Source organism: Schaalia odontolytica (assembly GCF_002847525.1).
Taxonomy (GTDB): Bacteria; Actinomycetota; Actinomycetes; order Actinomycetales; family Actinomycetaceae; genus Pauljensenia; species Pauljensenia odontolytica_B.
The window spans coordinates 54,951-76,963 of the sequence record NZ_PKKM01000009.1 but is presented as its reverse complement, the minus strand read 5'-3'; the positions used below and the strand labels follow the sequence as shown (position 1 = coordinate 76,963).

Genomic DNA, 22,013 nt, shown 5'->3' with positions numbered 1-22,013 from the left:
ATGCGTTACTCAGAATTATTGACGGCTTCTAGGAGTGAGTCCTGCCACCATGTGATGAGCATATAGATCGCCGCGACAGTCTGAGATCGTTCTCCCGTGGGCTCACGCATCGCTAGTTCTTCGATGCGCTGCGCGTCGCTTTGGTCCGATAGGCCCAGCTCAGCGGCTAAGCCCAGCCTGATGTCATTGAGAGCCCCCAGCCAGGACCACACGGCCTCGGGCTGGATCCTGAGGGTGTCACTCTCGCCGTGGACGATGTGGTCAAGATCGCCGACGATGGCGCGCAAACGGACAGATTTGTCGGTGCGCAGAGAATCCTCGGTCAGGGCGCGCAGGCGGCCAGCGTCTTCGTCATCCTCACTCATCGAGGGCAGCAGCATACGCAGGGTACGTTCGTGGGGTTCGTCTCGTCGCTGTTCGGTCTCGGTGGCGGCGTTCACCATGGACGAGGTCGCGGCGTACTCACCGGGATCATCCAAGACGACGAGAACCTCCGTCGCCAACTGACGCAGGAGGAGCGCCTCGTCGTCGCTCATCGACGAGGCGTAGACACCGTCTCGAAGAGCGAAGCCTTCCATATCTTCAGTCCCGGTCCTCTTCGATGGTGGCGCGTAGACCGTAGGAGTGCATGGCCATGACGTCGGCCTCGATGCGTTCGCGCACTCCCGTGGAGACGGTGGCACGTCCGCGCGTATGAACAGCCATCATGAGTTCCTCCGCTCTAGCCGCGGAATAACCGAAATACTGGCGAAAAACAGCGCTCACGTAGCTCATGAGGTTGACAGGATCGTCCCACACGACGGCACGCCAACGCGGCACCGCGGTGGGTGCCTCGTGCGTGCGGGACGCGGGCTGGAAGATCGTTGTCATATGTCAACACTAAGACGTATTTGTGTATCAGGGAAGGAAATTCGCACCCCGGTGACACGCTTCTCAAGGTAGGCTCACAGTATGCCTGCATCGACATCTACTTCATTGCTGACCGATATGTACGAGCTCACGATGCTCGACGCCGCCCTGAAGGATGGCACCGCGCATCGTCGCTGCACGTTTGAGCTGTTTGGCCGCCGCCTGCCCGCCACGCGTCGCTTCGGCGTCGTGGCCGGAACCGGCCGAATTCTCGAGGCCCTGGAACGCTTCGAGTTCGACGCGGAGCAGATCGATTGGTTGCGAGACCAGGGGATCATCTCCGAGGAGGCCGCCCAGTTCCTCGCCTCGTGGCGTTTCACGGGCGACATCTGGGGCTACGCCGAGGGCGAGTGCTACTTCCCCGGCTCTCCGCTGCTCACCGTTGAGGGCACCTTCGCGGACTGCACGCTCCTGGAGACCCTGCTCCTGTCGATCCTCAACCACGACTGCGCCGTGGCTTCGGCCGCCTCGCGTATGACGATCGCCGCTCATGGCCGTCCCTGCATGGACATGGGCGCGCGCCGCGCCCACGAGCGTGCCGCCGTCTCCGCTGCCCGCGCGGCCATCATCGGTGGCTTCCAGGGCACCTCCGACCTTGAGGCCGCCAAGCGCTACGGCATCCGCTGCATCGGCACGGCCGCCCACGCATTCACGCTCCTGCATGACAGCGAGCGCGACGCCTTCGATTCCCAGGTCGCCAAGCTGGGCGCGGGCACGACCCTGCTCGTGGACACCTACGACATCAGGCAGGGCGTCATCAACGCGGTCGAGGCCGCACGCGCTGCAGGTGGCGAGCTGGGCGCTGTGCGCCTGGACTCCGGCGACCTGGTCGCCGAGGCCTTCAAGGTGCGCGGACAGCTCGACACGATGGGCGCGACCTCAACCAAGATCACGGTGACCTCCGACCTGGACGAGTACGCCATCGCCGCGCTGGGCGCGGCCCCCGTCGACTCCTACGGCGTGGGCACCAAGCTCGTGACGGGCTCGGGTGTGCCGACGGCCGCCCTGGTCTACAAGGTCGTCCAGCGCGAGGACAGTAACGGCCAGATCGTGTCTGTCGCCAAGAAGGCCGAGTCCAAGTCCACGGTCGGCGGGCGCAAGGTTGCCGGCCGCGTCATGGGCGAGGACGGCTACGCGACTGAGGAGCTCCTGCTCGTCGGTACGTCCTTCGAGGAGGGCCAGGCTCTCCTGGCCGAGCGCGGCGCCCGCCCGCTGCAGGTCCAGCTGGTCCGCGGCGGCCAGATCGATGCCGAAGCCTGGGGTCCCGAGGCGCTGTCCCGCGCTCAGGAGCACCACCTGCGCGCCCGCAACGAACTGCCCTACCAGGCATGGCGCCTGTCCGAGGGCGAGGTTGCGATCCCGACGCGCTACGAGCAGGTCGACTGACCCTCAGCTCGCACTCAACGAAGCCCTGGCCTCGTCCTTCACTGAACTGCCTCCCGTTTCTTGGACATCGACAAAAAGTCCGAGGAACGGGAGGCTTTTCATGCCTGTAGCTCCGCGCATGAAGCATGGCCGTATGCTGCGAGTATGAGCTGTCGTCGGCGACTAGTTCCACAACGAAGGTTGTTACCGATGGGGTGTAACACCTGATCGGGAAGATTCAACCCCTTCTGATCGGGTTGAATGCTGCCGATCAGGTTGAATCCTGACGATCGTGTCTTTCGTATTCAGCGTCGGCCCGATGCAGGTCTGGAGGATCAGGCTCACCACGTCACCAATGACGAACTCACACATGTCCCCGCAGTGCGGCTTGTTGCTAAGTGGTGTTACACCACTTAGCAGGGTATTGCACCAGCTCGGAGGTGGTGTAATGCTCCCTAAGTGGTGTAATGCTCCCTAAGCGGCACAGTACTGCCTACCGCAGCTTAGTTGACAGCAATGTAACGACACATTGGGGCTTACCCTGCCGCACGTGAGCTTGTTCTAAGCAGCAGTGCACTACTTGGCGCAGCATTGCACTAGATAGAAGGCAGTGCAATGCCCTCCTAACTAGTGCATTGCTGCTGCATCTAGTGCAGCACTGCCTGGTCTGGCTCGGGTGGAGGCTTGTCGGAGCGTCTCTCGAGCAGGTTTTCCACGACGGGGCTTATTACCGACGGGGCGTGACACCCGATCAGCAAGATTCAACCCCTTCTGATCGGGTTGATTGCTCCTGATCAGGTTGAATCCTGTCAATCGTGCATTCGCTACCTAGTGTCAGATTGACGCGGAGCCGGCGCAGTGGAACCGCGCGTCAGTGGCGGCCGACGAACCACTCGCGCAGCAGGGCGATGCGGGCCTCGATCTGCTCGGTCGTAGCCTGGGCGACCTCGGGGCCGCCGCAGCGCGAGCGCAGGCGCGAGTGAATGGTCGCGTGGGTCTCACCGGAGCGGCGCGACCACGTAGAGACCAGGTGCTGGAGCTCCTTACGCTTGGCGGCACGCAGCTTGTGGGCGGGGATGCCTGCGTTTTCTTCACGCATCTTCTGCGCGGCGCGGGTCTTCTTCTGGGCGGCAACCTGGTCGGCCTGGCGGGCGCGAAGCAGGGTCGTCACCTGGTCGGCGTCCAGCAGGCCGGGAATACCCAGGTATTCCTGCTCTTCCTCGGAGCCGACCTCGGCACCCGCGCCCCACGCGGCACCGTCGAAGAGGACGCCGTCGAACTCGGCGTCCGCACCCAGAACCTCGAACTGTGAGAGCAGGTCGGAGGAGGCTTTCTCCTCGCGGTTCGCGGCCGCGACGAGAGCATCCTCGGGATTCCACATGTCGTCTTCGCTGGCCTCATCGCGCTTGGGGCGATCCAGCGCATGGTCGCGCTCAACCTCCATGCCGCCAGCGAGCGTCAGCAGGGGTACGACGGAGGGAATGAATACGGTGGCCGTCTCGCCGCGGCGACGGGCTCGCACGTAACGGCCGATCGCCTGAGCAAAGAACAGAGGCGTCGAGGCATTCGTCGCGTAGACGCCGACCGCGAGGCGGGGCACGTCGACGCCCTCGGACACCATGCGCACGGCGACCATCCACTTGTCGGTGGAGTCGGCGAACTCGGAGATGCGGTCGGAGGCGTCCGCGTCATCGGACAGGACGATCGTGGGGGCCTTGCCGGTGATCAGGCGCAGGTGGCGGGCGTAGGCGCGCGCATGCTCCTGATTGGAGGCGATGACGAGGCCGCCCGCGTCTGGCACGGCGCGGCGCACCTCTTCGAGGCGCAGGTCGGCGGCGCGCAGGACGGCGGGAATCCACTCGCCCTTCGGGTCCAGGGCGGTGCGCCAGGCCTGCTTCATCATGTCCTTGGTGAGGGGCTCGCCCAGGCGGGCACTGACCTCGTCGCCCGCGCTGGTGCGCCAGGCCATCTGACCCGAGTACGACATGAACAGGACGGGGCGAACGACGCCATCCTTGAGGGCGTCGCCGTAGCCGTAGGTGTAGTCCGCGCGGGAGCGCCGAATGCCTTCCTCGTCCTCCTCGTATGTGACGAAGGGGATGGGAGAGGTGTCCGAGCGGAAGGGCGTGCCCGTTAGCGCCAGGCGGCGCGTCGCGTCCGTGAATGCCTCACGCACGCCATCGCCCCACGACAGGGAGTCGCCGGCGTGGTGGATCTCATCGAGGATGACGAGGGTGCGGTAGGCGCGGGTGCGCGCCGCGTGGACGGCCGGGTTGGAGCCAATCTGCGCGTAGGTGACGGCCACGCCATCGAAGTGGGAGCCGGCAACGCCCTGCGAGTTCGTAAAGTCGGGGTCGATGTGGATGCCGAAGCGCGCAGCGCTCGAGGCCCACTGCCCCTTGAGGTGCTCGGTGGGGCACACGACGGTCAGCTTGTCGACGATGCCGCGGGCGATCAGCTCGGTCGCAAGCGTCAGGGCGAAGGTCGTCTTACCTGCGCCCGGTGTCGCGACCGCCAGGAAGTCACGCGGGGAGGTCGCCATGTAGCGGTCCAAGGCAGCGGCCTGCCAGGCGCGCAGCCTGCCAACGGGTGCGCGCCGGGTCGTCTCGCTCACTTGTCGGAGCCCTTTCCGCCGTCGGAGAAGGGCCAGTTACGCCCGTTCTTTCCCATCGAATCACGCAGTTCCTTGCAGGTGGGGCACACCGGGTACTGCGAGGCGTCGCGGGTGGGGATCCACACCTTGCCGCACAGGGCGACGACGGGCTGGCCCGTGACCATCGACGAGTTCGCTTTGTCCTTGCGCACGAAGTGGGCGAAGCGATCGCCGTCCCCACCGGTGCGCTCCTTGCGGGTCTCGGTACGCTCCAGCAGACCGGTCGAGGACGCGGTGGAGGGACCTGAGGGCGCGGAGGGGCCGGTGGGTTCGTCGAGGGCATTACGCATGGGGACCATTGTACGTGCCTGGGGGTCCTTCCAACGGGTGGCGCGCGTGCGCCGGGAGCGAAGAAAGACGTCACAGTAAAGCCCCGGCCTCGCATTGACGAGGCCGGGGCAACCGGGTAGGGAACCTATCTCACAGGTGTTCCTTCTCCCAGACCTCCTTGTAGAAGTCTGCGAGCTCGAGCTTGGAGGCGGCGGCCTCGTCGAGGAGCACGGTGACGTCGGGGTGGTGCTGGAGGATGGACGCGGGCCAACGCTGGGTGACGCCGCCCTCGATCATGGCCTTGACCGCGTCGGCCTTGCCTTCACCCGTGGCGATGAAGATGTGGGCGCGCGAGTCCATGATCGTGCCCAGGCCCTGGGTCACGCAGTGCGTGGGAACCTGGTCGATGTCGCCATCGAAGAAGCGGGCGTTGTCGCGGCGGGTCTGCTCGGTCAGGACACCCACGTGGGTGCGCGACGCGAGGGTGCCGCCGGGCTCATTGAAGCCGATGTGGCCGTCAGAGCCGATGCCGAGGACCTGGATGTCGATACCGCCGTCGGCCTTGATGGCCTCGTCGTAGGCGGCAGCGCCGGCCTCGAGGTCATCGCACCAGCCGTCGGGGCCGTGTGCCGCACCCTCGGGCATGTCGACGAGGTCGACGAGGTTGCGGTGGATGAAGTTCGCGTAACCCTCGTAGTGGTCGCGGGGCAGGCCCACGTACTCGTCGAGGTTGTAGGAACGAACCTGGGCAAAGGAGATCTGACCGGCCTCGTAGCGGCGCACGAGCTCTGCGTAGAGCTTCAGCGGCGAGGAGCCGGTGGCCAGGCCGAGCACGAAGTTCGGCTTAGCGCGGTACACCTCGAGGATGCGGTCCGCTGCGAGGGATGCGATCTGATCTTCGTCGTTGAAAATTCCAATTCTCATGTGTTTAACCTTACACTGCCGACATCGATTTGTCAGACGAATCAATGAAGATTTTTCGAAAACGTGTGAGCTGGGCTATCCGTGCAGGGCAGCGACGATTCGCTCGACCTCCGCCTGATCGGTTCCCGAGGTTCCGGGGGCGCGCATGTGGACCTCTCGTGCTCCCGAGGCAGCCACGACCTCGGCGACGTTATGAGCGCGCAGGCCACCCGACACCAGGATGATGATGTCGTCTCCCCCGCGCTCAACGAGGCGGGCCAGGGCGTCCGGCTGTGCGACGGCCGGATCCCCACCCGTCGTCAGCACGCGGTCATACCCGAGTTCCATGAGGACGTCGAGGCCGCGATCCTGATCCACGACCTGGTCGAATCCACGGTGGAAGGTCAACGGCGCATCCTCGGCCGTGTCCCGCAGGCGCGCGGCCGCATTCACGTCGATCTGCCCGTCACGGGTAATGACGCCGACGACGAAGCCGAGGCGCACAGGCGCTCCCCGACCGATCGACGAGAGGGTCACGATATCGGAGGCGATACGGTCAACCTCTTCGCGCGAATGGACGAAGTCCCCGGGCCTCGGACGCACGAGCACCTGAACGCCGCCAGCGGGCGCCACCTCGAGGGCGGCGGCCACCTCGTCGAATGCGGGGGTCAGGCCGCCACACGACAGGTCGGTGCAGATCTCAATGCGATCCGCTCCCCCGTCGCGCGCACGGCGCACACCCACGGCATCTTCCACGCAAATCTCAACAACGGTCACGGCTGCCACCTTTCGTAGCACGTCGAGCCACCCACGCGGGCGGCCAGGATCGCGGCACCCCAGCGACCGCCCGCGCCCCCGAGGGAAGCACGGACAATCTCGGGAGCGTCACGGAATGTCAGCATCGAAGCGAATTCCTCGCGCAGCGGCGCCAGCAGGTTCTCCCCCGCATGCGACAGGCCGCCGCCGATGATGATGCGCTCAACGTCGACGGTGAGTGTCATGTGGGTGAGGGAGAGCGCGAGTGCGCGAACCGCGGTGTCCCATACCTCGGTCGCGACCGGATCCGTACCGATGCCGGCTTCGATAGCCTTCGCGCCGATGTCCTCGCCGGTCGCCTGCTCGTAGCGCCTCGCGATGCCCTTCGCCGAAGCGTAGACCTCCAGGCAGCCGCGCGACCCGCAGCGGCATGACTCACCACCGGGGAAGACGGGCGCATGCCCGACTTCGCCGGCGCTAAACGTTGCGCCACTCCACAGGTTGTCCCCGAGCATGAGAGCCACGGAGATGCCGGTGCCGATGGGCATCATGAGGAACGACGAGGCTCCGCGCCCCGCGCCGAGGAGTCCCTCAGCCAGGCCGGCGGCGCGCCCGTCATGCATGAGTGCGGCGGGCACGCCCGTGGCGTCCTCGACCGCGTGGGCCAGCTGGACGCCGCGCAGCTCGAGGTTCGCCGCGTACACGACGGTCCCGCTCTCCTCATCGACGAGGCCGGGGCAGATCAGGCCGAAACCGACCAGTCCCGGATAGTCGCTCGCGAGTCGCGCGCCGATTCGTCCCACCTGCTCGGCCACGGCCTCGCGGTTGGTCGGCTCGTTTCCCTGGGTGAGGATCGCGCCTGCCTCATCGACGATCATCCATTTGATGGATGTGCCGCCGATGTCGATGCCCGCAAATACCGGGCCCTCGGAGTCCTTGACGGCGCTCATGGTACGACGACCTGAGCATGCAGATCGGGATCTGCCATATCCGGATCGAAGGGGAACATCGGGCGCTCAATCTTGTGGTGACCGAGGCGGATGAGGTCCTGATCGACGCCACCGGGGGTCAGCGCCATGAGCCAGCCCTTCTGAGTCTCGTACAGGTCGGGCTCCAGGTAACCGATCTTGACGACGACGACGTCGGCGGTGGTGATATCCACGCCGAGCAGCTCGAACTGGCTGTACATCGTGTACTGGTTGCGGTTCGTCGTGATGATGAAGCGCAGGCCGCCCGTGCGCAGCAGCGCGGTGTGGCCACCCATCGGATCGTCGGCGAGGGCCTCGACCGTGGCGTGGACGTTCAGCGGACCAGGCTCGCGAGTGTCGATGTGCCCACCGACCTCGAGGTCGACCTCGGCGCCGACGCCAGCCTCCCATGCAACGGCTGCTGCGGCGGGATCGATGATCGAGGCGTAGATGACGTCGAGCGTGGCCTCCTGGACGGGCTTCCACGCGAGCAGGGCCGCGAGCGCGACCGTCACGTCGTCGGCACCGCCGGCGCCCGGGTTGTCGCCGGAATCGGAGATGAAGAAGGGCTTGGGGCCCTCCTCGGCGGCTGCCAGGCACTCTTCCATGGAGGCAACAGGGGCCACGAACTCGAAGCGGTCGTGCACGTCCCAGAAGTACTGGCCGATGCGCTCGGCCTGCTCCTTAACGAGCTCCGCGTCGTCACCCGTGACGACGACCGCACCCTTGCAGCGCGGCTGGTCGGCCCACGCAAAACCGATCCAGATCGCGGCGTCCAAGATGCCATCCATCGCTTCGATGGGGTCAATCATCTTGTACAGGGACTTGGCGGGTTCGATGCGGGTCGAGGTCTTCTCGCCCGGGAGCAGGACGGGGACGTGGACGAGGGCCTTGACGGGCTTGGGCTGGCCGTTCAGGAGGCGCATGCCCAGGTTGTAGGCGGCGCGACGACGCGACTCGAGCGCGTCCTCGTGGGGTGCGAGGCGGTAGCAGGTGAGGATGTCGCAGCCGTCGAAGAGGTCCTGGGAGACGTTTCCGTGCAGGTCCATCGAGGCGCTGACCATGGGCTCGGGGCCGATGACGCCGCGGATAGCGTTGATGAGGTCACCCTCGGCATCGTCCATGCCCTGGACGCTCATGGCGCCGTGGATGTCGAAGAAGAGGCCGTCGAGGGGGCCGGCGGCCGCGAGGCCCTCGAGGATCTCAGCCTTCCAGGCGTCGTAGGCGCCGCGCTCGACGACGCCGCCGGGCAGGGCGCGCGCGTGCAGGACGGGAATCCACTCGATCTGGGTGGCCCAGTCCTCGTCGCGCCAGTAGAAGCGGTCCATCAGTTCCTCGCCGCGGGTGACGATGAAGTCGTCGGCGGTCGAGATGTAGGGGGTGAACGTCGAGGATTCGATGTGGATGCCGGCAACCGCGATGCGGGGCTTGGTCATGAGCGATTCTCCTTTGAGATCTTCGAGGGGGTGAGTGTCGAGAGCCCCCAGAGCGCCGCTTCGCGCCCTGATCGAGACGATTCGATCACGAGGTGTTCCATGATCGAGGGGAGGCAGGATTGGTGGAGTGCGGCACGCACTCCGGCGGTGAAGGCATCGACGGCGGAAAGTGCTCCACCGACAATGACTCCCTGGGGAGCTAGGAAGGACACGAGGTGGGCGACACAGTGGCCCAGGAGGGTGCCCGCCTGGCGGATGGCCGTCGCAACTTCGGGGATACCGTCACGCGCGGCGGCCAGAAGCTGTGCGTTGTTCTCATAGACGAGGCCTGCTGCGGCCAAGTCTGCTCGGATCGAGTCTGCGGACGCAATCGTTTCGAGGCATCCGACATTGCCACACTTGCAGGGGCGGCCTGCAGCGGCCTCGACGGGGATGTGCGAGATGTCCCCGGCCAGTCCGCCCTGCCCCACCTGCGGCACGCCATCGACGAGGTAGGCACCGCCGATGGCGGAGCCAGCCTTGACGTAGATCAGCGTGTCGATGGGAGTCACACCCTGGAGACGACGCCGGTAGACGGATTCGCCGATGGCTCCCGCGCGCGCGTCGTTTTCGATGAGGGCGGGCAGGCCGCACTGCTCGGTGATGGCCTCGGCGACGTTGACGCCGTCCCACCCGGGCATGCGGGCGGGGCGGATCACGCGAGAGCGCTCCGCGTCCACGGGACCAGGGACCGCCAGGGCAATGCCACCGACCCGCACGCCGGCAGCTTCTTCCTGGCGGGACACCTCGTCCATGACAGCGTCGAGCACCACCTGCGGACCTTCCGCAATGTCGATAAGGAGGCTCGATGCCTGCCCGACTCCGCGGGTGGGGTCCGTCAGTGCGACGAGGCCGTGGTGGGCTCCCAGCTCGACGAGGGCGAGTGCTCCGGCGCCGTCGGAGGTGACGAGGCGGCGCGCGCGCCGCCCGCCCGTGGAAACAGAGTGTTCCGCTTCCGCGATGACCCCGGCTTCGACGAGGCGAGACACAGCGGCCGACACCGTTGATGGTGCGAGGCCCGTTTGCTTGACAATTGCGGGCCTGGTGTCTGCTTGACCGGACCCAATCAGCGTCAGGACGGTCTCGTCGACATCATGCGTGGCCATGACACCTCCTCTAAGTACGTATGCAGTAACTACAACGTTACACTGCGCTCATCGTTGAGAACATGATTCATTATGCCCCACCGAAGAAAGTCTGACACTTCTTTCGTCGAAATATCTTGTTATTTTTTCGTAACATTCCACATTTTGGCCAAAGTGGCAACATTCGCCGACAATCTGTCATATGATGAACGTCATCTGACAGGGTTGTCATCCGTCAGTGTCCCCGATCAACGTTGATTTGGAGCAGTCATGAACCTTAGAAAGAAGCGGTGGATGGTCACCGGCGCGGCCCTCGCAATGGTCGCCTCCCTGGGCCTGTCCGCCTGTGGTGGCGGCAGCAGCAGTAGCGGCGGCGGCCAGGCAGCCAACTCGGAAACCGGCAAGAACGAGGTCACGATGGCCTCGCGTACCCCCAACTGGATCTTCCCGGTCTCAGCAAAGGGCTACACGCAGGGCGAGAACGGCCAGTTCATCCAGGCGATGTACCGCCCACTGTTCGCCTACAAGTCCACCTCTGATACCCCCTACAAGATCAACCTCCCCAAGTCCCTGGGCACCGTTCCCGAGGTCTCTGAGGACGGCCTGACCTACACCATCAAGCTGCGCGACGACGCCAAGTGGTCCGACGGCACGCCCGTCACCACCCGCGACGTCGAGTTCTGGTGGAACCTCGTCACCAACAACAAGGACGAATGGGCCTCCTACAAGAAGGGCTTCTTCCCCGATGGTGCCGACCTGAAGATCGTCGACGAGCACACCTTCACCATCACCACCGAGACCAAGTTCGCCCCGGCCTGGTTCATTGACAACCAGATCAACAAGGTCGCTCTGCTCCCCCAGCACGCCTGGGACAAGACCAGCGCCGACGAGGCCGTCTCCGACCTCGACCGCACCCCCGAGGGTGCCCAGAAGGTCTTCGCCTACCTGCAGGGCGAGGCCAAAAACCTGTCCTCCTACGCCACCAACCCGCTGTGGCAGACGGTGAACGGCCCCTGGAAGCTCAAGGAATTCACCCCCGACCAGGGCCTGACGCTCGTCCCCAACGAGAACTACTGGGGCGAGGACAAGCCCAAGATCGACGCGCTGATCTACAAGGCATTCACGGGTGACGACGCCGAGTTCAACTCCGTGCGTTCGGGCACCATCGACTTCGGCTACATCCCGGCCGCGCAGTACAACCAGCGCAAGGCTGTGGAGGACAAGGGCTACAACGTCTTCCTGTGGCCCGGCAACTCCATCACCTACCTGGCCCTGAACTTCGCGCCCCAGGCACCCGGCTCGAAGTTCATCAACCAGAAGTACATCCGTCAGGCGATGCAGCAGCTGATCGACCAGCCGACCCTGTCTGAGAAGATCTGGTCCGGCACCGCTTCCCCGACCTGTGGCCCCGTCCCGATGGCCGCCGAGAAGACCGGCACCACCGAAGGCTGCGTCTACAAGTTCGATCCGGATGCCGCCAAGAAGCTCCTCGAGGACCACGGCTGGAAGGTCGTGCCCGACGGCGAAACCACCTGCGAGAACGCCGGCACCGGCGCCAACCAGTGTGGCGAGGGCATCGCGGCTGGCGACAAGCTGAGCTTCAAGCTCGTCTCCCAGTCGGGCTTCGTCTCCACGCACCAGATGTTCGAGGAGATCATCTCCCAGTTCGGCAAGGTCGGCATCAAGATCGACATGAACGAGGTCCCCGACTCGGTCGGCGCCTCGCAGGCATGTGACGACGAGACCCCCTGCACCTGGGACCTGTCCTTCTTCGGATCCCAGACCTCGTGGGGCTTCCCAATCTACGCCTCCGGCGAGCGCCTCTTCGCCTCTGACGCTCCCGTTAATCTCGGCCAGTACAAGAACCCCGAGGCTGACAAGCTCATCGAAGAGTCGACCCGCTCCTCCGAGCCCAACGCTCTCCAGGCATACAACGACTACCTCGCGGAGGACCTCCCCGTTCTGTGGATGCCCAACCCGTACTACCAGATCACCGCGGTGAAGAAGACGCTCGACCTGGGCGAACTCGACGCCACCGGCGACACCTGGCCCGAGGATTGGTCGTGGTCGACCGAAGGTAAGTAATCCTTCGCCTTGACGCCTCACGGGGCAGGCGCCCGCACCCGCACATGCGGGCGCCTGCCCCCTTACTGTGGAGTTCGCAATGATCCAATTCATCCTCAAACGTCTCGGCCAGGCAGTCGTCGTTGTCTTCCTGGTCACCATCATCACCTTCATCCTCCTCCAGTCTCAGCCGGGCGGCGCAGCCCGCGCTGCACTCGGTAAGGATGCGACCCAAGAACAGCTCGCAGCTTTCGACCACGAAAACGGATATGACCGGCCGATCCCCGAGCAGTACGTCAACTACCTGAACAAAATTGCGCACGGCGACTTCGGCTACTCCTACCAGCACAACCAGTCTGTGAACGACCTGCTGGCAGCCCGCCTGCCGCGCACCATCTTCCTGTCTCTCCTGTCCACCATCCTGGCTCTCATTGTTGCGATCCCCCTGGGCGTGTGGCAGGCCGTCAAGAGAAATAAAGCGCCCGATTACATCGTGACGATCGCGTGTCTGCTCGCTTACTCGACGCCGATCTTCTTCGCGGGCCTCCTCCTCATCGTCCTCTTCTCCCAGGTGTGGCCGATCCTGCCCAACGATGCACCGCAGGGCGAGGCCCTGTCGGTCATGTGGGAGCAGTGGGACCACCTCGTCCTGCCCGTGTGTGCCCTGTCGATCGGCACGATCGCCGCCTACGCGCGCTACGTGCGCTCCTCGATGGTGGATAACCTCAACGAGCAGTATGTGCGTACCGCTCGCGCGAAGGGTCTGTCGGAGTTCCGCGTCGTCTTCGTTCACACGCTGCGCAACGCCATGTTCCCCGTCATCACGATGATCGGCCTGTACATCCCCGCGATGTTCAGCGGCGCCCTCGTCATCGAGACCCTCTTCAACTTCAACGGCATGGGCTACCTGTACTACCAGGCGACCGGCAGGCGCGACTACCCGATTCTCCTCGGCGTCGCCCTGATCATCTCCTTTGCGACCGTCATCGGCGCGCTCCTGGCAGACTTCCTCTACGCCGTCGCTGATCCCCGTATCCGACTGGCAGGACGTGCCAAATGACCACTGCAACAGCACCCATCGCTGCGCCGGCCAAGGCGCGCACCGCCCGCAAATCGACGAAGCTGCAGGGCCTGCAGGTCTTCATGGAAAACAAGCTCGCCGTCTTCGGCGTGTGCCTGATCCTCATCCTGATGGCCTTCTCCTTCATCGGTCCCCTGTTCTACGTGACCGACCAGATCCACACGGACCTGTCGAACTCGGCGCTGCCTCCCTCCGCCGAGCATCCACTCGGCACCGACATGGTTGGATACGACCAGCTCGGACGCCTCATGAAGGGCGGCCAGACCTCGATCATCGTCGGTCTGTTCGCCGGCATCTTCGCCACCACGATCGGCACGCTCTACGGCGCGATCGCCGGCTTCGTGGGCGGCTGGATCGACGCAATCATGATGCGCATCGTTGACGCGCTCATGTCCGTGCCCGTCCTGTTCCTCTTCATGCTGATCGCCACGATGATCCCGCCGACCGTCCCGGTCCTCATCATCATCATGTCAGCCCTGTCCTGGCTGGGTACGTCCCGATTGATTCGAGGCGAGGCCCTGTCCCTGCGCACGCGCGAGTACGTCGTCGCGATGCGCGGCATGGGCGGCTCGATGCCCCGAGCGATCCGGACGCACATCGTCCGAAACACGATCGGCACCGTCATCGTCAACGCGACCTTCCAGGTCGCAGACGCCGTCCTCTACGTCGCCTACCTGTCGTTCCTCGGCCTGGGCGCGCAGCCTCCCGCCACTGACTGGGGCGCCATGCTCTCCAACAGCCAGTCGCACGTCTACTCGGGCAACTGGTGGCTGCTCTACCCTCCGGGCGTCCTCATCATCCTCCTGGTCCTGTCGTTCAACTTCATTGGCGACGGCCTGCGTGACGCCTTCGAAGTTCGACTGCGCAAGAGGTGAGCACTGAACTATGAATACTCCACTCCTTCAGATCAAAGATCTGCACACCGATATTGAGATCCGCAACGGCGTGGTTCGCGCCCTCTCGGGTGTCGACCTGCACGTGAACCCGGGCGAGACCCTGGGCATCGTGGGCGAGTCCGGCTCCGGCAAGACCATGACGGCGCTGTCCCTCATGGGCCTCCTGCCCCAGGGCGGCAAGGTCTCCTCCGGCTCGATCATCCTCGACGGCCAGGACCTGACGAAGATGCCGCTGCACCTGAAGCGCAAGATGCGCGGCACCAAGGTCGGCATGATCTTCCAGGATCCTCTCACCTCCCTGAACCCGACCATGAAGATCGGCCTTCAGGTGTGCGAGCCGCTGCGCGTGCACGAGAAACTCTCGAAGAGGGAAGCCCTCGCGCGCGCCGTCGAGATCCTCAAGCGCGTCGGCATGCCTCGCCCCGAGGTTGTCATCAACAACTACCCGCACCAGCTCTCGGGCGGCATGCGCCAGCGCGTCATGATCGCCATGGCCCTCGTGTGCAAGCCGCGCATCCTCATCGCGGACGAGCCGACGACGGCCCTGGATGTCACGACACAGATGCAGATCCTCGACCTCATCGATGAGCTGCGCGACGAGTACAAGATGGGCGTCATTCTGATCACCCACGACCTGGGTGTTGTGGCCGGTCACACCGACCGTGTCGCCGTCATGTACGCCGGCCGTATCGTCGAAACCGCGCCGACGAAGACGCTGTTCACCGAGCCGAAGCACCGCTACACGAGCTCGCTGATGGCGGCTCTGCCCGAGCGCGCCCTCGCAGCAGGCACCAAGCTCTTTTCGATTCCGGGCGCTCCCCCGTCGCTGACCAACCTGCCGAAGGGATGCCGCTTCGCGGCCCGCTGCCTGTGGGCCACCGACGAGTGCCGCGCCGGCTACCCGGATCTGAGCGGGGACGACAACCACACCTTCTCCTGCTTCCACCCGGTGCAGGAGGGCGACGAGTCCCCCGCGGTCCTCCAGGCCATGATGGATTCCGGCAAGGCCGAGGACGCGGTCGACGCCACCGGGCAGATCTCCCACGAGATACTCCTCGACGTCAAGGAGGCCTCGCGTGAGTACGAGTCGGCGGGATCCGGCTTCTTCAAGCGTGACAAGGGCGTTGTGTCCGCCGTCGACCGCGTCTCCATCACGGTCAACAAGGGCGAGACCTACGGCCTCGTCGGCGAGTCCGGCTGCGGTAAGTCCACCGTGGGTCGCCTTATCGCCGGCCTCGAGCCCCCGTCGGGCGGCGCCATCGAACTCGATGGACGCGACCTGGCCACGCTCAAGGGACGCGACGCTGTGCGCATCCACCGCGACGTGCAGATGATGTTCCAGGACTCCTACGCGGCAATGGACCCGCGCATGCGCATCGACCAGATCCTGGCCGAGCCCATGAGCATCCAGAAGACCGGCAACGCTCGCCAGATCGCCGAGCGCATCATGGAGATCCTCGAGCAGGTCGGCCTGACCGAAGAGGTCCTGGACCGCTACCCGCACGAGTTCTCGGGCGGTCAGCTCCAACGCCTCGGCTTCGCCCGTTCGCTGACCCTGGCTCCCGACCTGATCGTGGCCGACGAGCCCGTCTCGGCGCTTGACGTCTCCGTCCAGGCGCAGGTCCTCAACCTCATGAAGGACCTGCAGCAGGAGCTGGGCCTGTCCTACCTGTTCATCAGCCACGACCTGGCGGTCGTTCAGTACATGGCAGACCGCATCGGCGTCATGTACCTGGGCCGCATCGTCGAGGAGGGCCCCGCCCACGAGGTCGTCAAGAACCCGAAGCACCCCTACACGAAGGCGCTCATCGACTCGATCCCCGTGCCGGACCCCGAGTTCAAGCACGACGAGAGCGCCATCAAGCTCACCGGCGAGCCGCCGAGCGCCGTCAACCCGCCCGAGGGTTGCCGCTTCCGCCCGCGCTGCCCGTTCGCTGGCGAGGAGTGCAAGGTCCAGCCGATGCTCACGGATGAGACGCACCGCGTGGCGTGCCACCACCCGCTCCTGACGCTGAGCGTCAAGGAAGAGGTGAACGCCTAACACACACGTTCATGCGAACTCCATGCGTTGCCCCCGGCCCGCTGATGCGAGCCGGGGGCAACGTTATGCACGACAGCCACGCCTTTGGGCCGCTATGCGCGTCTGAAGGGCGCAGGGCAGCGTCGCCCTCCTGGTGCCCGCCGCTGCCTCATCACGGCGCGTTGGGGTTATAGGACAAAACGTGCTGGTCGAGGTTCGGCCCCAGGCATCATCGAGGGCGGTGTCGTTGGGCTTGCGCGCTCGCGCCGCTGCGCCTCAGACAGGATGCGCCCCAGCGGGAACATTCCACCTGATCGGGAGCATTCAACCCGTTAGGGAAGATTCCACCCGATCAGAAGGGGTTGAACCTTCCCGATCGGGTGTAGCACCTCTTCGGCCACAAGCGTCGTCGCGGAGCTGGCCGCTCGTGACCTCCGCCGTCATTGCTGGCGACACCCTACCGGCGTTTATCGGCACCCTGCCGGGCAGTCATGCACTAGTGAGGGAATATGACACCAGGGGTCATGGCGGGGGTTTGGCAGCATTAGGAGCCTCCCTTCGGCGTGTCGCCGGCGTGTCGCGCCCCTAATGATGCAAATCCCCCGTTTGGTGGCGGTGATGTCACGGTTCGGGGCGGTAAGGCGCCCAAATCGCAGACCACCTCGGTGAAAAACATTGAAAATGGGGTATTGCGGCTGAGGTGGTCTGCGTTTTGGGCACAACGGTGCCTGGCCTGGTGTGTTGGTCGCACGCAAACCGCTGAATATGCACGTCACCCCCTTGATACGCACGTAAACCCGCAAATTGGCGCGTTAAACCTCTCATGTGAGCGTGGGCGGGGCTGCCCAGGCCAGCAGATACGCGTGCGGGGCACGACCACTCGGTCGTGCCCCACAGGCTATTCGCTAGTGTCAGCGCGTCACTTGGAGACGGCCTTCTTCAGGGTGGAGCCAGCGGAGAGCTTCACGCCGTAGCCAGCGGGGATCTTGATCTCTTCGCCGGTGCGGGGGTTACGGCCGGTGCGGGCGGCGCGCTCAACACGCTCGACGGAGAGCAGACCGGTCACCTTGACGGCCTCGCCCTTAGCCAGGGACTCAACGAGGACGGCCTGGAAGGCGGCCAGGGCCTCGTCGGCCTTCGCCTTGGTCAGGTCGGCACGTTCGGCAATCTGAGCGACAAGCTCGGTACGGTTCACGGACATTGAGAAACCTCATTCCTGTTCGTTCTTGGTTACCACTGTCGTGGCCACGAATGACACACTACGAAATCTTTGGCGATTTTGCCGACTTTAGGGCCAGATTTCGCGGATTTCACGAAAATATCTCGTTTTTTTGCTCAAAAACCGTCAATTCTGTGCGACAGGTCACTCAAACTTGCCGAGTGGTTGCAATTCTGCGGAACTCAAATGCGCCGCCACCGGCACGTTTTTCGGTAACAGGAACTTTGCCCCACGCCAAGTGGGCACCCCTCTCATTAGACCTGACAAACATAGACGACCGACATACAAAAGGGCGGGGAGCGACCGCATGGCCACTCCCCGCCCTGATAAGAAGCTTCGCGACACCTCAGGCCGAGGCGCGCTGCTTGTTCCACACATCGAAGGCAACCGCCAGGAGCAGGACTGCGCCCTTGACGATCTGCTGGGTGGAGGTGGAGGCACCCATGAGCTGCATGCCGTTAGACATGACGGCCATGATGAGGCCACCGATGAGGGCGCCGGAGAGGCGTCCAATACCACCGGTCGTCGATGCACCACCGATGAAGCAGGCGGCGATGGCGTCGAGCTCGAACATGTTACCCGCCGAGGGCTGCGCGCCGTTCATACGAGCCGAGTAGACGACGCCCGCAACGCCCGCAAGGAAGCCCATGTTGACGTAGCACCAGAAGGTGACCTTCTTGACGTTGATGCCGGACAGGGCGGCGGCAGACTTGTTGCCACCGATCGCGTACACGTCGCGGCCAAACATCGTCGAAGATGCGAGGGTTCCGAAGACGAGAACGAGAATCGCCAGGAGGATCAGAACGATGGGCAGGCCACGCTCGGTGGAGAGCTTGTACGCGAACCACATGACAACAACGGCGGTGACGACGATCTTCGCGACGAACAGCCACATCGCCTCAACCGCCTGGTTGTAGGAGATGCGTGCACGGCGGGTGCGCACCTGCTGGTAGGCGAATCCTGCCACACCGATGCCGAAGACCACCAGGGTGAAGACGTCGAAGCCATTACCGCCCAGGAGACCGTTGAGGAAGCCGTTGGCGATGTTGTAGTAGCCCTTGGGGAAAGGCGAGAGCGAGACGTTGTCGAGAACCTGGTAGGTCAGGCCACGGAACAGGAGCATGCCGGCCAGCGTGACGATGAAGCCGGGGATGCCCACGTAGGCGACCCAGAAACCCTGGAATGCGCCGATCAGGATACCCATGACGAGGGCGGCGACGACGCCAACCCACCAGGGGTAGCCCTGCTTGATGACGAGAACGCCACTGAGCGCGCCGGTCACTGCCACGACCGAGCCGACGGAGAGGTCGATCTGGGCCAGGACGATGACGAAGAGCATGCCGATCGCGAGGATCAGGATGTAGGAGTACTGCAGGACGATATTCGTCAGGTTGCCCGACGAGAGGAAGGTGTCGGGGTTGAACGCCCAGAAGAGGACGACGATGGCGATGAACGCGATGAAGATGCCGCCCTGACGCAGGTTGGCCTTCAGCGTGTCAACCAGGCTGATTTCGGCGGTCATTTCTGGTCCTCCCTTGCGGGTTCGATAGTCATGAGTTCCATGAGGTTTTCCTGGGTGGCGTCTTCGGCCTTGACCTCGCCGGTGATGCGGCCGTACGCCAGGGTGTAGATGCGGTCCGAGACGCCGAGGACTTCCTCGAGCTCGGAGGAGATGACGATGACGGCCTTGCCTTCTTCGACCATCTTGTTGATGAGCGTGTAGATCTCGAACTTCGCGCCGACGTCGATGCCGCGCGTGGGTTCATCGAGGATGAGGACGTCTGCGTCCGTGTAGAGCCACTTGGACAGAACGACCTTCTGCTGGTTGCCGCCCGACAGGGAGCCGGTGTTTTGGAGGACCGAGTTGGAGCGAATGTTCATCCGTTCCTTGTAGTCGGCGGCGACCGCCAGTTCCTTGTGCCCGTCGACGAGGCCTCGGCGCGAGAGCTTGAACAGGCCTGCGGTGGCCACGTTATGCCGGATGTCGTCAATCAGGTTGAGACCGTACTGCTTGCGGTCCTCGGTCGCGTAGGCGATGCCGTGCTTGATCGCGTCCGAGACGGTCTTGATCTTAATCTCTTTACCATCCTTGAAGAGCTTGCCCGAGATACGCGTACCGAAGGAGCGGCCGAAGATACTCATCGCAAGCTCGGTACGTCCGGCACCCATGAGGCCGGCAATGCCGACGACCTCGCCATGACGCACATTGAAGGAAGCCCCGGAGATCACGACACGCCCAGCCTGGGACGGGTGATAGACGGTCCAGTCCTCCACGCGGAAGACCTCCTCACCGATCTCCACGTTGCGCTCGGGGTAGCGCTGAGTGAGGTCGCGGCCCACCATGAGCGAGATGATCTTGCCCTGCGTAGAGGCGGGGTCCTTCATGTCGATCGTCTCGATGGTCTGGCCATCGCGCAGGATCGTCGTGCGGTCGGCGATCTCGGCGATCTCCCCAAGCTTGTGGGAGATGATGACGATGGCCACGCCCTGGTCACGCAGGCTGCGCACGAGGTCGAGGAGCTGGGCCGAATCGTTGTCGTTGAGGGCGGCGGTGGGCTCGTCCAGAATGAGCAGGCGCACGTCCTTGGACAGGGCCTTGCCGATCTCGATGAGCTGCTGCTTGCCCACGCCGAGCGTGCCGACCTGGGTCGTCACGTTTTCCTTCAGGCCGACCTTTTCCAAGACCTTTTCGGCGCGGTGGTTGACCTCATGCCAGTCGATGAGGCCGAGCTTGCGAGGCTTCTCAGCACCCAGGAAGATGTTTTCCGCGATCGACAGGTAGGGAACGAGGGCCAGCTCCTGGTGAATGATGCCAATGCCGAGCGCCTCGGAGTCCTTGATGGAGCGGAATTGGACTTCCTTGCCATCGAAGATGATGGTGCCGTCGTACTGCCCGTGGGGGTAGACGCCGGAGAGAACCTTCATAAGGGTGGACTTGCCGGCGCCGTTTTCGCCGCACAGGGCGTGAACTTCACCGGGGCGGACATCAAGGTTGACGTGCTTGAGGACGGGCACGCCACTGAAGCCCTTGTCGATGTCACGCATTTCCAAAATGTTCTGCGTCATGTTTGCATTCCTCGAATCGGAAGGGGTGGGGTGCGGGGCGAGTGCCCCGCACCCCGTCGTCGCTTACTTCTTCACGACGCCCGCATCAACGTCGGCCTGGGTGAAGTAACCGGAGTCGATGAGCTTTTCCTTGAGGTTGTCGGCGTAGATGGTCTCGACCTCGAGCAGGTAGGAGGGCACGACCTTCACACCGTTGTTGTAGGTGGTGGTGTCGTTGGCCTCGGGCTCCTTGCCCTCAGCCATCGCCTTGATGACCGTCACGGCCTGGGCGGCCAGGGTACGGGTGTCCTTGAAGATCGTGGACTGCTGGATGCCATCCGCAATCATCTTGGTGGACGCAATCTCGGCGTCCTGGCCGGTCACGATGGGCAGGCCGTCCTTGATGGCGGGGCCGTAGCCGGCGCCCTGGAGGGCGGTGATAATGCCGCGGGAGATGCCATCGAAGGGCGAGAGCACGCCGGCGAGGGGCTCAGAGCCGCCGCCGTAGGTCGAGGTCAGCAGGTCCTCCATGCGCTTCTGGGCGACTTCCTGCTGCCAGCGCAGGATGGCGACCTGGTCGAAGCTGGTCTGGCCGGACTTCACGACGAGGGTGCCGTCGTCGAGGTAGGGCTTGAGAACGCTCATGGCGCCATCGAAGAAGAACTTGGCGTTGTTGTCGTCGGGCGAACCGGCGAAGAGCTCAATGTTGAGCGGGCCCTTGGGAGCGTTATCGAGCTTCTTGCCATCCTTGTCGGTCAGGCCCAGGCCGTACAGCAGGGCGTTGCCCTGTGCGACGCCGACCTTGAAGTTGTCGAAGGAGACGTAGAAGTCAACGTTCTCGTTGTCGCGGATGAGGCGGTCGTAGGCGATGACCGGGATGTTCTTCGAGCCGGCGGTGTCCAGCTGGCTGGAGAGGGCCGTGCCGTCAATGGAGGCGATGACCAGGATGGTGGCACCGTTGGTGATCATCTGGTCGATCTGCTGGGTCTGGGTGGGGATGTCGTCGTTGGCGAACTGGAGGTCAACCTCGTATCCGGCTGCCTCGAGGCCTTCCTTCACCGCGTTGCCGTCGGCGATCCAGCGCTCCGAGGTCTGGGTCGGCATCGCGACGCCGACCTTGACCTTGCCGCCGTTTGAGGCCGCAGCGCCGCTATCAGAGCTGGAAGCACCGCCACCGGCGCCGCCGCCCGCACATCCGCTCAGCGCGAGGGCGCCGGCTGCGAAAGTGGCAGCAACCGTTGCCATCTTTCCAAAGAAACCACGTGTCTTCATGGAATATCTCCTGTTTATTGCCTCGACATCAC

At 64.3% G+C, this 22,013-nt stretch carries 18 protein-coding genes; 5 read left to right on the top strand and 13 right to left on the bottom strand.

From position 1 onward, the window contains the following. Positions 1 to 5: 5 nt before the first annotated feature. Together CYJ22_RS07260 and clpS are read right to left on the bottom strand one after the other, a co-directional pair. Positions 6 to 578 carry a DUF2017 family protein gene (locus tag CYJ22_RS07260; protein ID WP_101602138.1) on the bottom strand — a complete coding sequence of 191 codons (573 nt, stop codon included), beginning with the start codon at positions 576 to 578 and terminating at the stop codon, positions 6 to 8. Positions 579 to 582: 4 nt separating this feature from the next. Continuing rightward, positions 583 to 870: an ATP-dependent Clp protease adapter ClpS gene (gene clpS / locus CYJ22_RS07255; RefSeq protein WP_007590216.1), complete on the bottom strand. Its 288-nt coding sequence runs from the start codon at positions 868 to 870 to the stop codon at positions 583 to 585. Between the two features lie 81 nt (positions 871 to 951). Between clpS and CYJ22_RS07250 the strand changes: the two genes are divergently transcribed. Next, complete coding sequence (locus CYJ22_RS07250) at positions 952 to 2,295, top strand: nicotinate phosphoribosyltransferase (protein ID WP_101602137.1); 1,344 nt, start codon at positions 952 to 954, stop codon at positions 2,293 to 2,295. 850 nt (positions 2,296 to 3,145) lie between these two features. Here the strand turns inward: CYJ22_RS07250 and CYJ22_RS07245 are convergent. The 7 genes from CYJ22_RS07245 to CYJ22_RS07215 all read right to left on the bottom strand — a co-directional run bounded on the left by CYJ22_RS07245 (position 3,146) and on the right by CYJ22_RS07215 (position 10,405). Next, a complete protein-coding gene (locus CYJ22_RS07245) occupies positions 3,146 to 4,888 on the bottom strand; it encodes a DEAD/DEAH box helicase (RefSeq protein WP_034497187.1) in 1,743 nt (580 codons plus the stop codon). Then, the gene (locus tag CYJ22_RS07240; protein WP_034464295.1) at positions 4,885 to 5,217 is read right to left on the bottom strand and encodes a DUF3039 domain-containing protein; all 333 of its coding nucleotides are present in this window, start codon (positions 5,215 to 5,217) and stop codon (positions 4,885 to 4,887) included. The genes CYJ22_RS07245 and CYJ22_RS07240 overlap by 4 nt, the downstream gene beginning before the upstream one ends. A gap of 130 nt (positions 5,218 to 5,347) precedes the next feature. After that, the gene (gene nagB / locus CYJ22_RS07235; RefSeq protein WP_007590223.1) at positions 5,348 to 6,121 is read right to left on the bottom strand and encodes a glucosamine-6-phosphate deaminase; all 774 of its coding nucleotides are present in this window, start codon (positions 6,119 to 6,121) and stop codon (positions 5,348 to 5,350) included. Between the two features lie 75 nt (positions 6,122 to 6,196). Beyond that, on the bottom strand, positions 6,197 to 6,877 hold the full coding sequence (locus tag CYJ22_RS07230; RefSeq protein ID WP_207760522.1) for a copper homeostasis protein CutC: 681 nt from the start codon (positions 6,875 to 6,877) through the stop codon (positions 6,197 to 6,199). Next, positions 6,874 to 7,806 (bottom strand): ROK family protein, encoded by a 933-nt coding sequence (locus tag CYJ22_RS07225; protein ID WP_007590241.1) that lies wholly within the window; start codon positions 7,804 to 7,806, stop codon positions 6,874 to 6,876. The genes CYJ22_RS07230 and CYJ22_RS07225 overlap by 4 nt, the downstream gene beginning before the upstream one ends. Next, positions 7,803 to 9,260, bottom strand: a complete 1,458-nt coding sequence (locus CYJ22_RS07220) for a M81 family metallopeptidase (protein ID WP_101602135.1) — start codon at positions 9,258 to 9,260, stop codon at positions 7,803 to 7,805. The genes CYJ22_RS07225 and CYJ22_RS07220 overlap by 4 nt, the downstream gene beginning before the upstream one ends. Next, the gene (locus tag CYJ22_RS07215) at positions 9,257 to 10,405 is read right to left on the bottom strand and encodes an ROK family transcriptional regulator (RefSeq protein ID WP_101602134.1); all 1,149 of its coding nucleotides are present in this window, start codon (positions 10,403 to 10,405) and stop codon (positions 9,257 to 9,259) included. The genes CYJ22_RS07220 and CYJ22_RS07215 overlap by 4 nt, the downstream gene beginning before the upstream one ends. 249 nt (positions 10,406 to 10,654) lie before the next feature. Between CYJ22_RS07215 and CYJ22_RS07210 the strand changes: the two genes are divergently transcribed. The 4 genes from CYJ22_RS07210 to CYJ22_RS07195 all read left to right on the top strand — a co-directional run bounded on the left by CYJ22_RS07210 (position 10,655) and on the right by CYJ22_RS07195 (position 16,466). After that, positions 10,655 to 12,469: a peptide ABC transporter substrate-binding protein gene (locus CYJ22_RS07210; RefSeq protein WP_101602133.1), complete on the top strand. Its 1,815-nt coding sequence runs from the start codon at positions 10,655 to 10,657 to the stop codon at positions 12,467 to 12,469. 79 nt (positions 12,470 to 12,548) lie between these two features. After that, positions 12,549 to 13,508, top strand: a complete 960-nt coding sequence (locus CYJ22_RS07205) for an ABC transporter permease (protein ID WP_101602132.1) — start codon at positions 12,549 to 12,551, stop codon at positions 13,506 to 13,508. Then, positions 13,505 to 14,404 (top strand): ABC transporter permease, encoded by a 900-nt coding sequence (locus CYJ22_RS07200; protein ID WP_101602131.1) that lies wholly within the window; start codon positions 13,505 to 13,507, stop codon positions 14,402 to 14,404. Before CYJ22_RS07205 ends, CYJ22_RS07200 begins: the two co-directional genes overlap by 4 nt. 10 nt (positions 14,405 to 14,414) lie before the next feature. Beyond that, the gene (locus CYJ22_RS07195) at positions 14,415 to 16,466 is read left to right on the top strand and encodes an ABC transporter ATP-binding protein (RefSeq protein WP_007590249.1); all 2,052 of its coding nucleotides are present in this window, start codon (positions 14,415 to 14,417) and stop codon (positions 16,464 to 16,466) included. 898 nt (positions 16,467 to 17,364) lie between these two features. On the opposite strand, the gene CYJ22_RS07190 is transcribed toward CYJ22_RS07195, so the two are convergent. From CYJ22_RS07190 to chvE, 4 genes are all read right to left on the bottom strand, one after another. Beyond that, positions 17,365 to 17,646, bottom strand: coding sequence for an HU family DNA-binding protein (locus CYJ22_RS07190; RefSeq protein ID WP_003790058.1), 282 nt, complete (start codon positions 17,644 to 17,646; stop codon positions 17,365 to 17,367). Positions 17,647 to 18,010: 364 nt separating this feature from the next. Then, positions 18,011 to 19,186, bottom strand: coding sequence for a multiple monosaccharide ABC transporter permease (gene mmsB, locus CYJ22_RS07185; protein ID WP_007590236.1), 1,176 nt, complete (start codon positions 19,184 to 19,186; stop codon positions 18,011 to 18,013). Next, positions 19,183 to 20,730 (bottom strand): multiple monosaccharide ABC transporter ATP-binding protein, encoded by a 1,548-nt coding sequence (mmsA, locus tag CYJ22_RS07180; RefSeq protein WP_007590244.1) that lies wholly within the window; start codon positions 20,728 to 20,730, stop codon positions 19,183 to 19,185. The genes mmsB and mmsA overlap by 4 nt, the downstream gene beginning before the upstream one ends. A 63-nt stretch (positions 20,731 to 20,793) precedes the next feature. Then, a complete protein-coding gene (gene chvE, locus CYJ22_RS07175) occupies positions 20,794 to 21,981 on the bottom strand; it encodes a multiple monosaccharide ABC transporter substrate-binding protein (protein ID WP_007590229.1) in 1,188 nt (395 codons plus the stop codon). Between the last annotated feature and the right edge of the window lie 32 nt (positions 21,982 to 22,013).